This window comes from Burkholderia humptydooensis (genome assembly GCF_001513745.1).
In the GTDB taxonomy this organism is placed as follows: domain Bacteria; phylum Pseudomonadota; class Gammaproteobacteria; order Burkholderiales; family Burkholderiaceae; genus Burkholderia; species Burkholderia humptydooensis.
The window spans coordinates 3,895,420-3,907,706 of the sequence record NZ_CP013380.1 but is presented as its reverse complement, the minus strand read 5'-3'; the positions used below and the strand labels follow the sequence as shown (position 1 = coordinate 3,907,706).

The window sequence follows — 12,287 nt, the reverse complement described above, 5'->3', positions numbered from 1 at the left end:
TCAATAAAATGTCGATAACTTATCGTCAAAAAATTTTGCCGGACGTCGCGCGGACGACTTTGGCGTACACTTTCGCGCACCTCCGACTCGCCTTCGCCGATCCGCCATGCAGCGCCATCCGACCAAGATCGTATCGTCCGAACATCTCGTTTCCGAGACAAGCGCGGAGCTCTCCGAGCTCGAATATGCGCTCATCATGGCGGGAAATGCGTTCAATCGCTGGATGGTCCGGTGCATGGCGGCGGCCGGCGCGAAGGACATGACGGCGGTCGAGGTGTCGCTGCTGCACCACGTGAGCCACCGGGACCGCAAGAAGAAGCTGGCCGACATTTGCTTCGTGCTCAACATCGAGGACACGCACGTCGCGACGTATGCACTCAAGAAGCTGGTAGCTAGAGGGTACGTAAAAAGCGAAAAGACAGGCAAGGAAGTGTTCTTCGAAGCGACCGACGCGGGCCGCGCGCTCTGCCTCAAGTACCGCGACGTGCGCGAGCGCTGCCTGATCGAGACCCTGAAGGACAGCGGGCTCACGAACGAGCAGATCGGCGACGCCGCGCAACTGCTTCGCCACGCGTCGGGGCTGTACGACACCGCGGCGCGCGCGGCCGCGTCGCTGTAGCTTCCGGGCGGCGCTGCGGCGGGGCGGGCAGTGCCGGGCCGAGCGCCGGCCGTCGCGCCCCGCGTGCCGGCCGGCGCGCGTCAGTCGCCGGACCGATGGAGCCGCGTCTCGGTGACGATCCAGTCGAGCGGCAGATCGTGCGCTTCGCGCGGCAATTCGCGCACGCCGCACGCGTCGTAAGCGACGCCGACCGTCACGGGCCGCGCCGTGCCCGGCCACGCGGCGAGCGTGCGGTCGTAATAGCCGCCGCCGTAGCCGAGCCGGAAGCAGCCGTGATCGAAGCCGACGCACGGAATCAGCAGCAGGTCCGGCACGAGCCGCGCGCCCGCCGCGGGCTCGGCGATCCGGTGGCGGCCCTCGCGCATCGGCGCATCGGGCGTCCACGCGTGGAATTCGAGCGGCGTGCGAGGCGCTCCGATCACGGGCAGCGCGGCCTGCCGGCTCGCGTCGCCCGCGAGCCACGACGCGATCATCTCGCGCGCGTCGAACTCGCCCGCGAGCGGCCAGTAGAAGCCGACCGTGCGCGGCGCGGCTTGCGCGAGAATCGCGAGCACGCGCTGCGCGAGCGCGTCGTGCGCGAGCGGCGAGCGATGCGCGTCGAGGCGGCGCTGCGCAAGCGTTTCGCGCAGCGTTTGCTTCGGGTTCGGCGCTTGGGCGCGTGCTATGCTTTCGCTCACTAGAGTGCTCCGTATACAACGATGTCAACCAGACTTTTTCGAGTATATCGCGCGTTCGCGGCGCCCCTCGTCGCGGCCGTGCTGGCCGCGGGGACGGCCGCCTGCGCCGCGCAGACCGCCGACGAAGTGGCGTCGAACGACGATCGGGTGTTCGTCCAGTTGCGCGAGGCCGCGCGCAGGAACGATCCGGTGCGCGCAGCGCAGCTCGCCGCGCTGATCCCGAATTATCCGGCGCCGTCGTATCTCGATTACTTCCAGATCAAGCCGCAACTGTTCGACTCGGCGGGCCACGCGCGCCTCGACGCGCCCGACGCGCCGGTGCTGTCGTTCCTGTCGCGCTACGACGGCCAGGCGATCGCCGACCGGATGCGCAACGATTACCTGCTCGTGCTCGGCGCGCGCCACGACTGGCGCACCTTCGACGAGCAGTACAAGCGCTTCGTGCTAGACGACGACACGCAGGTCAAGTGCTATGCGCTCGAATCGCGCGCGGCGCACGGCGAGAACGTCGCGGACATGGCGCGCGAGCTGCTCGTCGAGCCGAAGTACTACGGCGATGCATGCGTCGACCTCATCACCGCGCTCGCGGCGAACAAGCAGTTCTCGAGCGACGACGTGTGGGCGCAGGTGCGCCTCGCGTACGAGCAGAACTACACGACGCTCGGCGGCAAGATCGCCGACGCGCTCGGCCCGCGCCCGGTCGGCTTCGATCAGGTGACGAGCGCGCCGCCGCTCTTCCTCGCGCGCGGCATCGGCTCCGATGCGGTGTCGCGGCAGCTCGCGCTCGTCGCGATCACGCGGATGGCGCGCAACGACCCGGAAGCGGCGGCGGGGCAGCTCGCGTCGCTCGCGTCGACGCTGACGGCGGACGAGCAGGCGATCGGCTGGGGCGAGATCGGCTATCAGGCGACGGTCAAGCGGCTGCCGCAGGCCGCGTCGTGGTATCGGAAGTCGATGGGCGCGCCGCTGTCGGATCCGGCGTACGAATGGCGCGTGCGCGCGGCGCTCCTCGCCGGCGACTGGCCGATGGTGCGCCGCTCGATCGAGCAGATGCCCGAGCGGCTGCGCGACGACACCGCGTGGATCTACTGGCGCGGCCGCGCGCTGAAGGAGGGTGGCGACACGCTGAAGGCGAACCAGGAATTCGAGCGGATCGCCGGGCAGTTCAACTTCTACGGGCAGCTCGCGGGCGAGGAGCTCGGCCAGAAGACGACGATCCCGCCGCGCGCGAAGGTGGCGGACGCCGAGATCGACGCGATGGGCAAGGTGCCGGGCTTCGCGCTCGCGCAGCGCTTCTACGCGCTCGATCTGCGGCTCGAAGGCAACCGCGAATGGAACTGGCCGCTGCGCGGGATGAACGATCGGCAACTGCTCGCCGCGGCCGAGTACGGCAAGCGTGTCGACCTCCTCGACCGCACTGTCAACACCGCCGATCGCACGACGGCCGAGCACGATTTCTCGCTGCGCTATCCGTCGCCGTATCGCGACATCGTCGAGCGCTACGCGCGGACCAACGGGCTCGACATCGAATGGGCGTACGGGCTGATCCGCCAGGAATCGCGCTTCATCACGAACGCGCGCTCGTCGGTGGGCGCGGGCGGCCTGATGCAACTGATGCCGGCGACGGCGCAACTCGTCGCGAGGAAGCTCGGCCTCGGCACGGTCACGCGCGCGCAGATGCACGACATCGACACGAACGTGCAGCTCGGCACCTGGTACCTGTCCGACATCTACCAGAAGTTCGACAACTCGGCCGTGCTCGCGACGGCCGGCTACAACGCCGGGCCCGGCCGGCCGGCCCAGTGGCGGCAGGGGCTCGCGCGCCCCGTCGAGGGCGCGATCTTCGCGGAGACGATCCCGTTCAACGAGACGCGCGAATACGTGAAGAACGTGCTGTCGAACGAGACGTACTACGCGGCGCTCTTCGAGAAGAAGCCGCAATCGCTGAAGGCTCGCCTCGGCTTCATCGCGCCGTAACGCGCGTCGCGCAACGGCCCGGAACATCGCACAGGCGTTTTCCGGGCGCCGCCGGCCGGCGCTTCGTGTGAGATTCGCCGCCGCGCATCGCGCGGCGGCGCGCTTGGGTGAGGCACGATCATGCAAGGCCAGACCATCGCCGTGCTCGGCGGCACGGGCTTCATCGGCAGCCGCCTCGTCAACGCACTCGTCGAGGCGGGCGCGCGCGTCCGGATCGGCTCGCGCCGCCGCGAACATGCGCGGCATCTCGCGATGCTGCCCGTCGACATCGTCGAGCTGTCCGCGTTCGACGTGCGCGAGCTCGCCCGCTTCGTCGCGGGCGCGGACGCGGCCGTCAACCTCGTCGGCGTGCTGCACGGCGGGCACGGCAAGCCTTACGGCGAACGCTTCGAGCGGCTGCACGTCGCGCTGCCCGCGGCGCTCGCCGCCGCGTGCATCGAAGCGCGCGTGCCGCGCATGCTTCACGTGAGCGCGCTCGGCGCCGATCCGCGCGCGCCGAGCATGTACCTGCGCTCGAAGGGCGACGGCGAGGCAGCGCTGCGCGCGCAGGCCGCGGCGGGCGTGCTCGACGTCACGGTGTTCCGGCCGTCGATCGTGTTCGGTCCGGGCGACGCGTTCGTCAATACGTTCGCGCGGCTGCAGCGAATCTTTCCGGTGCTGCCGCTCGCGATGCCCGACGCGCTGATGCAGCCGATCTACGTCGGCGACGTCGCGCAGGCGATCGCGAACGCCTGCGCGCGCGACGCGACGCGCGGCCGGACCTACGAGCTCGGCGGGCCGCGCACGTACCGGCTCGAGGAGATCGTCCGCTATGCGGGCAGGCTCGCCGGCAGCCCCGCGCGGATCATCCGGCTGCCCGACGCGCTCGCGCGGCTGCAGGCGTGCGTGTTCGAGATGCTGCCGGGCGAGCCGCTCATCACGCGCGACAATCTCGCTTCGCTGTCGGTGCCGAGCGTGATGACGGGGCCGATCGCGCCCGAGCTCGGCATCACGCCTGCGAGCCTCGAAAGCATCGCGCCGACCTACATCGGCGACGCGGCGCCGCGCTCGCGCTTTCCCGGCCGGCGCACGCGCCGGTAAGCGGACGGAACGACCGCGGCCGCCGCGGGCGGACCGGACGATCGACAACTACAGGATGAATCCCATGAAACTCGTGATCGGTGACAAGAACTATTCGTCGTGGTCGATGCGCCCGTGGGTGCTGATGAAGCACTTCGGAATCCCGTTCGACGAAGTGATGATCGGGCTGCGGCTCGACGACACGACCGAGCGCATCCGCGCGCACTCGCCGTCGGGCAAGGTGCCGTGCCTCGTCGACGACGACGGCGGCGCGGTCTGGGATTCGCTCGCGATCGTCGAGACGCTCGCCGAGCGCTTCCCGCAGCATGCGCTGTGGCCGAGCGATCCGGCCGCGCGCGCGCACGCGCGCAGCGTGTCCGCCGAGATGCACGCGGGCTTTACCGCGCTGCGCGCCGAGATGCCGCTCAACGTGCGCGAGTCCCACCCCGGGCGCGGCGCGACGCCCGCCGCGCTCGCCGACGTCGCGCGCATCGACGAGCTGTGGCGCATGTGCCTCGCCGCGTCGGGCGGCCCGTTCCTGTTCGGCGCGTTCTCGATCGCCGATGCGATGTACGCGCCCGTCGTGCTGCGCCTGAAGACCTACGCGCCGCCGCTGTCGCCCGAGGCGAGCGCGTATGCGGCGCGCGTCGCCGAGCTGCCGGCCGTGCGCGAATGGATCGAGGGCGCGCGCGGCGAGACCCGCGTGATCGACCTCTACGGGCCGTCGCGATGAGGATCTACGCGGTGGGCGGCGCGATCCGCGACGAACTGCTCGGCTTGCCGGTGCGTGATCGCGACTACGTCGTCGTCGGCGCGACGCCCGAGCAGATGGCCGCGCAAGGCTTCAAGCCGGTCGGCAAGGATTTTCCGGTGTTCCTGCATCCGGACACGCATGAGGAATACGCGCTCGCGCGCACCGAGCGCAAGACGGCGGCCGGCTATCACGGCTTCCAGTTCCATTACGCGCCCGACGTCACGCTCGAGCAGGATCTCGTGCGGCGCGACCTGACGATCAACGCGATGGCGCGCGAAGTGAGCCCGGACGGCGCGCTCGTCGGGCCGGTCGTCGATCCGTTCGGCGGGCAGGCGGATCTGCGTGCGAAGCTGTTCCGGCACGTCGGCGGCGCGTTCGTCGAGGATCCGGTGCGCATCCTGCGCGTCGCGCGCTTCGCGGCGCGCTTCGCCGAGTTCTCGGTTGCACCGGATACGGCCGCGCTGATGCGCAAGATGGTCGATGCGGGCGAGGCTGACGCGCTCGTGCCCGAGCGCGTGTGGCAGGAGCTCGCGCGCGGGCTGATGGAAGCGAAGCCGTCGCGAATGTTCGCGGTGCTGCGCGAATGCGGCGCGCTGGCGCGGATCCTGCCCGAGATCGACGCGCTCTTCGGCGTGCCGCAGCGCGCCGACTATCACCCGGAGGTCGACACGGGCGTGCACGTGATGATGGTGATCGATCACGCGGCGAAGCAGGGCTATTCGCTGCCGGTGCGCTTCGCGGCGCTCACGCACGATCTCGGCAAGGCGACGACGCCCGCCGACGTGCTGCCGCGCCACATCGGCCACGAGGGCCGCAGCGTCGATCTGTTGAAGCCGCTGTGCGAGCGGCTGCGGGTGCCGAACGAGTGCCGCGATCTGGCGCTCGTCGTCGCGCGCGAGCACGGCAACCTGCATCGCGTGATGGAGATGGGCGCGGCCGCGCTGGTGCGCCTGTTCGAGCGCGCCGATGCGCTGCGCAAGCCGGCGCGCTTCGCCGAGGCGCTGCAGGCGAGCGAGGCCGACGCGCGCGGCCGGCTCGGCCTCGACGCGACGCCCTATCCGCAGGCCGAGCGGCTGCGGCAGGCGCTCGTCGCCGCGCGCTCGGTCGACGCGGGCGCGATCGCGCAGGGGCTCGCGGGCGAGCCCGCGAAGATCAAGGATGCGGTGCACCGCGCGCGCGTGCGCGCGGTCGCGCAGGCGATCGGCATAGCGGACTGAGGCCGGCGGCGCCGACATGGTGGGGCTGGGCAGACGAGCCCGGCGACGGCCGCTCTTCGATGGTAGTGCCCCCGCGAATGCGGCTCGTCCTATCGAATCGCCGCGTCTGTCGCGGCGAGGGGGCCGTCTGACTGCGCAATCGCTCCGCGCGTCGCCATGCCCGCTCACCGCGCTGCGGCGCGCACATTGCGACATCGTCGCGCCACCCGGCGATGAACCGATTCGCATCGTATGGCGCCGAAACGCGCCCGGTCCTGGTTTCGATTTTGGTCTCCGGCGTCGGCTCCGCGTCGCGCGGCATGCTGGACGGCCGGTTCATCTCGCGGTCCCTCGTTTTCCCGAATGCCGGTTCGCCGCGATGGCGTCATTGTCCGCCGGCTTTTCGATCCTGACAGTCGACGTCATCCCCGACCTTCGATCCGCTGCTCCGGACTTTCCCATATCGCGTTTCCGCCTCGCATTCCGCGGCGCAACCGCGCGCCGGCTTGTATCGTCGTTGCCGGCTCGCCGCCCCCCGTTCCGCTAATCTTCGATCTCGAAAACGAATACTGCTGTCGATTTTTTCTGTTCCTAAAATTCAGACTGGCCGGCCCGACCCGCTTATCCGCCGGGAAATGCTCAACCAGAACAACTATGACTGCCGACATGCTGCGGGGCGTAATTCCACACGGCTTGCGCTTTGCCGTCGTCCTGGGGGCGGCATGCCTGCTGCTGCGCTTTCTGCCGAGCGCAATCAACGCCGCATGCGTCGTGGCAGGACTCTCCGTGATACTGCGATGGCGGTGCGCGGCCGCATCGCCGCTGCTTTGCCCGCTGTCGATCACGATGGGTTTCGCGCTTGCCGTGGGTTTGCAGCAGGTCTGGCGCACCGAGCGCATGCGCCGTCAGGAATTCGCCCGCATGCGCCGCGACGCGCGCCTGTGCGAGGAGCTGCGGCGTGCGAAGGAGGTCGCCGAAGCCGCGGACCGGGCCAAGACGAGCCTGCTGGCGATGGTCAGCCACGAAGTCCGCATACCGATGAACGGCGTGCTCGGCGTGCTGCAATTGCTCGAAGGTTCTCGGCTGGATGCGATACAGCGTCGCCAGGTCTCGATTGCGCGGGATTGCGCCGAGCATCTGGTCGGCCTGCTCGACGGCGTGGCCGATTACGTGCGCGGCGGCGCGGCGCTCGACGCGCCGGCTCCGGTTGACTTCGATCCTCGGCACCTGATTGAAGGCGTTGTCGAATTGATGCGCACGCATGCGTCGGCCCGCCAGACGGCCATCGATGTCTTCGTCGACCATCGCGTGCCGCCGGCGCTGCACGCAGACGCCGGACGGCTGCGTCAGGTGCTGATGAATCTGTTGAGCAATGCGGTGAAGTTCACCGAACGGGGCCGCGTCGGCGTGTCGTTGACGATGCGAGGCCGCGTCGCGGGCGCGTGGCAACTGGAGATCGCCGTCGAGGATACGGGGATAGGTATCCCGGAACACATGCTGACGCGGATTTTCGACGAGTTCGTTCAAGCCGACGAGTCGATCGGGCGACGCTTCGGCGGCGCGGGCCTCGGGCTCGCCGTATGCCGGCGCATCGTCGAGACGCTGGGCGGCACGATCGCCGTGGCCAGCGAATACGGCGTCGGCAGCCGGTTCCGGGTCGTCGTGCCGGTGGCCGCGGCGGTTGCGGCGCGGCCGCCGGCCATATCGGCGTTGCCTTCATCGCGACGCTTGAAGCTCCTCGTCGTCGACGACGACCCGGTCAACCTGATCGTGATTGGCGGCCTTCTGACCCAGGCGGGCCACGACGCGACGCCGGTGAGCAGCGCGGACGCGGCCGTCGCGGAGATCGCCCGCGGGCGCTTCGACGCCGTATTCGTGGACCTTCACATGCCGCTCGTGGACGGCATCGAGACGGCGCGCCGCATACGCGTGCAGAACGCGCGCAGCCAGGGGCGGCCGGAGATGCCGATCGTCGTGCTGACCGCGGATCTGCTTCGTGCGCGGCATGCCGACGTGGCGGACGCGTTCATGTCGATCCTCGTGAAGCCGGTTCGGCGAGACGCGCTGTGCCGGGTGCTCGAACTCGTCGCCGGCGCTGCCGAGCCCGCCCGGCCTCCGGACGGAATCGGTTCGACGGACATGGCCGTGGATCTCGCGTGCCTGAGCGAGCATGCGGAGGCGCTCGGCGTCGCCGCGGTCGGCTGGCTCGTGCATCAGTTCCGGTTCGCGGGACGGCGCTCGCTGCGCGAGCTCGGCGAAGCGATCACGGAGCAAAACCTGCACCGGGTCAACGAGCTTTCACACCGGCTCGCGAGCTCGGCCGCCGCGCTGGGACTGCTGCGGCTCGGGGCGCTCGCCGAGCGCCTGAAGCAGGCGGCCGCTCGTCATCCGCCGTCGGACCTGTCCGCGCTCCTGGTCGCGCTCGACATCGAGTTCGAACACGCTTTCGATGCATTACGCGACATCGCGCGCGAGGCGCGGGGCGCGCGGCGCAATCGTCAACTGCATCGGTTCACCGCGGCGTCGAGCCGATAGCCGACTCCGACTACCGTGCCGATCGGGCAGCGGAGCCCGCCCGCGTCGCCGGACATCTTGCGGCGCAGCCGCGCGATCAACGTGTCCACCGTGCGCGCGTCCGCGGCGCGCTCGCGCTTGCTGACCACTTCGAGCAAGTACTCGCGCGTGAGCGTCGTGCCGCGAACCATCACGAGCGCCGCCAGCAGATCGAACTCGCGCGGGGTCAGCGGCAGCACGGCGCCGCCCACGAGCGCCAGCTCCCGGCGCCGCAGGTCGATCAGCCAGCGGTCGAACGTGAGCACCGTGTCGACAGGCGCGACCTCGTGATACAGCCGTTGCCGGCGCAACAGGGCGCGCACGCGCGCGAGCAGCTCGCGCAGCCGGAACGGCTTGGTGATGTAGTCGTCGCCGGCGGTTTCCAGGCCGAGGACGCGATCGAGGTCGCCGTCCCGTTGCGTGACGAAGATGATGCCGGCCGTGCTGTGCTCGCGCAGTTCGCGGGCAAGCGAGATGCCGTCGCCGTCGGGAAGATTGATGTCGAGCAGCAGCACGTCGGCGGGTGCGGCGCGCAGCGCGTCGCGCGCTTGCGCGACGTTGCCGCTCGTGCGCAGATCGAAGCCGGCGCTGCACAGGTAGCGCGCCAGCATCGTGCGGGTGATGGGATCGTCCTCGACGACGAGAATGCGTCCCGGTGCTGTTTCCATGGCGTCTCCTTCCGGATAACCAATTGGCGCGATTGATTCGAATATGGCAACGGTTCCGCGCCGGTTCCGCCGTCGATCCCGGCCGGCAAATTGTCAGTCGCCATGTTAAGCGGAGCATGCAATCGAATGCTCGAAGCCGTGCCGCCGTCGCGCGATCGTTCGCCGTCGCGGCCCCGTCGTCACGCGATGCCGCGCTTCCGTGTGAACAACGGTCGACAACGGCGGGCCGGCGACGTTCGATGCCGCGCGAGCCTCGCATACTGGGCGCACGCCAGCGACGGCTCGCCGTCGCGGCATGCCGGTTCATTCGGGCCTTCCCGGCGTATCCCGTTTCCGGACTCGACGCCACGTATGCGGGATCGCGCGTCCATGCCGGGAGATCGTCGAAAGACCGCATCGGAACCCCGATGCCGGAGTGATCGAATTCGTGAATGCACGAGCGAGGCCTTCGACGTGGAAGCGATATTGCGAAACGTTTATCGACCGTATCGGCGATTGCCGGATTTGCTCGAATTGTTGATGCGCGCGTTCGCTCGACATCTGGACCTGGGCGGCGCGTCATTGCGATTGCGCGACGTCGGCGTGCTGCGGTTGCATCGCAGCGGCGAGCGGTTCGATCTCGTCTGGCTCGACGGGAAGGGCGCCGGCGCCCACGCCGACGACGACATCCGCGCGGTCGCGCATTCGGCGCGGTTTCCGGTGACCTATGCGGGAGAGCCGCTCGGCATGCTGACGTTGAGCGCGACGGAGGGCGCCGCGCGGTCGGACGCCTTCGCCGCGCACGGCGCGGCCTTTGCGCATCGCTGCGCGCTCCTGTTCCAGCGCTACGGCGTGCAACGCTGGGCCCGGCAGCGGCTGAGCCGAAGCTTGTTGCTCGTGGGCATGTCCGAGCCGTTGCATCGCATTGAGATATTCGTCGAAAAGGCGTCGTACAGCCTGTTGCCCGTGTTGCTCACCGGCGAGTTCGGCACCGAGAAGGCGCCGTTGGCGGCGGCGCTGCATTGCTGCGGGCCGAGACGTGACGGGCCGTTCATCGAAGTCAACTGCGCCGATCCGGCGGACGATCCGGCGCAATGGTTCAGGCAGGCGGCGGGCGGCACGTTGTTCTTCAACGGCATCGACGAGCTCGCTCCCCGGCTTCAGAACCAGGTGCGGCAGTATCTGCATTCGCGGCTCGGGCAATGGCTGGTGGTGCCGGGCGAGTGCGAGGTGCGCGTGATCGCGTCGACGACGTCCGATTTGCGACGATGCGTGGAGGAAGGGCGATTCTCGCAAGCGCTGCTGGCGGAGCTGGACTTCTTGTCGGCGACGGTGCCGACGCTTCGCCAGCGCGAAAACGACATCGCGCCCCTCGTCGCCGCGGCGCTCGAGCATCATGGCTACGTCGCCGAGCGCAAGTGCAGCGACGCACTGCTCGAGATATGCGAGCGCTACGCGTGGCCGGAAAACGTCTATGAGCTCGAGCGCGTGATCGCGCGCCTGGCGGTCATGACGGGCGATGCCCCCATTGGCCGCGACGACGTCGCGCTTCATGTGCCGTGGATGATTGATCGGCCGCACGGCGAGCGCGTCGGCGCGGCGCACGGCCACGATCGGGACGACGGGACGTCACGGCCCGCGATCGAGACGAATGCCGCCGCGTTGCAATCTTCGGTGCTGCCGGCCCACTGGGCGCGATGCGCAATGACGCGCAACGCCGCGGAGCTGGCGCGATTGCATAAGGCGCTGCGCAAGGCGCTGCTTTATCTCGGCGAGCATTACGCCAATCCGATTTCGATGGAGCAGTTGGCGCAGCACGCGCACGTGAGCCCGTCGCATTTGAGCTATCTGTTCCGTCACACGTTGAATGTCGCGTTCAAGCCGTTGCTTCAGCACATTCGCATCGAGAAGGCGAAGGAAATGCTGATGCGCCACGACTGTCCGCGTGTGACCGAGGTTGCGCTGAGCGTCGGCTTCGGCGACTTGAGCCACTTCGAAAAAAGCTTCCGGCGCATCGTGGGATCGAGCCCGCGCGAGTTCAGGGGCTCGGCGGCGTGACGGGCCGCTGCCATCGCGATATGGACGGCGCGGACGGGTCCTTCAGGTTCGACGCGTTCAGGTCCACCTGCAACGCTCCGGGCATCAGCACGCAGTTTTGCAGGTGTTGCCACGCCATCGCGTGCACATAGCCGCACCCGGCGGGCGTGACGGCGGGGAATGCGCCGAGGGGCCCAGGTAGGGCTGCGGGTTCGTCGTCGGCACGTTCCAGGCCCAGATGCGCAGTTCCGGCGGCGGATTCAGACCGGCCATCAGCGACGCGATCGAATCGGCCAGATCGTGCGAGCAATAGACGCCGGGCTGATAGCCGTTCTTGACGACCTCGGCCGCCCATGCGCCGAGATAGGCCTGGGCATCGGCGTCGAGGGGGCTGCCGTCTTCCCAGTCGATGTACAGGTAGCCGTCGCGCGGAAAGCCTTCGGCGCGCGCCAGGTGAGCGGCTTGCGAGCCGTCGGCGGTGCCTTGCGCATCGGTCAGCGTGTTCGATCCGGCCTGTTGGCCGACGTAAATCGGCAGCAGCCCCCAGCCTTGCTCGATCAACGCCTGACGATTGCCCATCCAACTGTCGTCGGGATGGTTCGGCGCAGGCGCGAGATAGTAGCCGCACCAACTGAGATTGGTGTTGGATTTGAGCCAGTCGAGCTGCAGTTGGCCGGGGAAGATGTCGGTGTCGAAGCCTGCGTAGAAGGGCATGGCGTTGCTCCTTTCAGATGGCCCGCGGCGGCGGGCCATTCCAACGGCTATGAG

10 protein-coding genes are annotated in these 12,287 nt (G+C 69.0%); 7 read left to right on the top strand and 3 right to left on the bottom strand.

What is annotated here, in order from left to right:
• Window positions 1-106: 106 nt before the first annotated feature.
• The gene (locus AQ610_RS17465; RefSeq protein WP_006024208.1) at window positions 107-619 is read left to right on the top strand and encodes a winged helix DNA-binding protein; all 513 of its coding nucleotides are present in this window, start codon (window positions 107-109) and stop codon (window positions 617-619) included.
• A gap of 80 nt (window positions 620-699) precedes the next feature.
• Here AQ610_RS17465 and AQ610_RS17460 read toward each other — a convergent pair whose 3' ends face one another.
• Window positions 700-1,296 carry a 5-formyltetrahydrofolate cyclo-ligase gene (locus AQ610_RS17460; RefSeq protein WP_006024209.1) on the bottom strand — a complete coding sequence of 199 codons (597 nt, stop codon included), beginning with the start codon at window positions 1,294-1,296 and terminating at the stop codon, window positions 700-702.
• Between the two features lie 21 nt (window positions 1,297-1,317).
• On the opposite strand from AQ610_RS17460, the gene AQ610_RS17455 reads away from it, so the two are divergent.
• The 5 genes from AQ610_RS17455 to AQ610_RS17435 all read left to right on the top strand — a co-directional run bounded on the left by AQ610_RS17455 (window position 1,318) and on the right by AQ610_RS17435 (window position 8,817).
• Window positions 1,318-3,273, top strand: coding sequence for a lytic transglycosylase domain-containing protein (locus tag AQ610_RS17455; RefSeq protein WP_006024210.1), 1,956 nt, complete (start codon window positions 1,318-1,320; stop codon window positions 3,271-3,273).
• Window positions 3,274-3,393: 120 nt separating this feature from the next.
• Window positions 3,394-4,353: a complex I NDUFA9 subunit family protein gene (locus tag AQ610_RS17450; protein ID WP_006024211.1), complete on the top strand. Its 960-nt coding sequence runs from the start codon at window positions 3,394-3,396 to the stop codon at window positions 4,351-4,353.
• Between the two features lie 64 nt (window positions 4,354-4,417).
• On the top strand, window positions 4,418-5,065 hold the full coding sequence (locus AQ610_RS17445) for a glutathione S-transferase family protein (RefSeq protein WP_009911051.1): 648 nt from the start codon (window positions 4,418-4,420) through the stop codon (window positions 5,063-5,065).
• The gene (locus AQ610_RS17440; protein WP_006024213.1) at window positions 5,062-6,303 is read left to right on the top strand and encodes a multifunctional CCA addition/repair protein; all 1,242 of its coding nucleotides are present in this window, start codon (window positions 5,062-5,064) and stop codon (window positions 6,301-6,303) included. Before AQ610_RS17445 ends, AQ610_RS17440 begins: the two co-directional genes overlap by 4 nt.
• A 342-nt stretch (window positions 6,304-6,645) precedes the next feature.
• A complete protein-coding gene (locus AQ610_RS17435) occupies window positions 6,646-8,817 on the top strand; it encodes an ATP-binding protein (protein WP_231748933.1) in 2,172 nt (723 codons plus the stop codon).
• On the opposite strand, the gene AQ610_RS17430 is transcribed toward AQ610_RS17435, so the two are convergent.
• Window positions 8,781-9,503 carry a response regulator transcription factor gene (locus AQ610_RS17430; RefSeq protein ID WP_006024215.1) on the bottom strand — a complete coding sequence of 241 codons (723 nt, stop codon included), beginning with the start codon at window positions 9,501-9,503 and terminating at the stop codon, window positions 8,781-8,783. The two genes, AQ610_RS17435 and AQ610_RS17430, sit on opposite strands and share 37 nt — an antisense overlap.
• A 453-nt stretch (window positions 9,504-9,956) precedes the next feature.
• Between AQ610_RS17430 and AQ610_RS17425 the strand changes: the two genes are divergently transcribed.
• Window positions 9,957-11,540, top strand: a complete 1,584-nt coding sequence (locus tag AQ610_RS17425; RefSeq protein ID WP_043281927.1) for a helix-turn-helix domain-containing protein — start codon at window positions 9,957-9,959, stop codon at window positions 11,538-11,540.
• Between the two features lie 84 nt (window positions 11,541-11,624).
• Here the strand turns inward: AQ610_RS17425 and AQ610_RS17420 are convergent, their stop codons facing one another.
• Entirely contained in the window at window positions 11,625-12,233 is a 609-nt protein-coding gene (locus AQ610_RS17420) for a glycoside hydrolase domain-containing protein (RefSeq protein ID WP_231748931.1), read from the bottom strand.
• Window positions 12,234-12,287 lie beyond the last annotated feature (54 nt).

Bases quoted from the DNA above. Each gene is read 5' to 3' on its own strand.
- AQ610_RS17465 (WP_006024208.1), top strand. From the start codon at position 107: ATGCAGCGCCATCCGACCAAGATCGTATCGTCCGAACATCTCGTTTCC.
- AQ610_RS17455 (WP_006024210.1), top strand. From the start codon at position 1,318: ATGTCAACCAGACTTTTTCGAGTATATCGCGCGTTCGCGGCGCCCCTC.
- AQ610_RS17450 (WP_006024211.1), top strand. From the start codon at position 3,394: ATGCAAGGCCAGACCATCGCCGTGCTCGGCGGCACGGGCTTCATCGGC.
- AQ610_RS17445 (WP_009911051.1), top strand. From the start codon at position 4,418: ATGAAACTCGTGATCGGTGACAAGAACTATTCGTCGTGGTCGATGCGC.
- AQ610_RS17440 (WP_006024213.1), top strand. From the start codon at position 5,062: ATGAGGATCTACGCGGTGGGCGGCGCGATCCGCGACGAACTGCTCGGC.
- AQ610_RS17435 (WP_231748933.1), top strand. From the start codon at position 6,646: ATGCCGGTTCGCCGCGATGGCGTCATTGTCCGCCGGCTTTTCGATCCT.
- AQ610_RS17430 (WP_006024215.1), bottom strand. From the start codon at position 9,503: ATGGAAACAGCACCGGGACGCATTCTCGTCGTCGAGGACGATCCCATC.
- AQ610_RS17420 (WP_231748931.1), bottom strand. From the start codon at position 12,233: ATGCCCTTCTACGCAGGCTTCGACACCGACATCTTCCCCGGCCAACTG.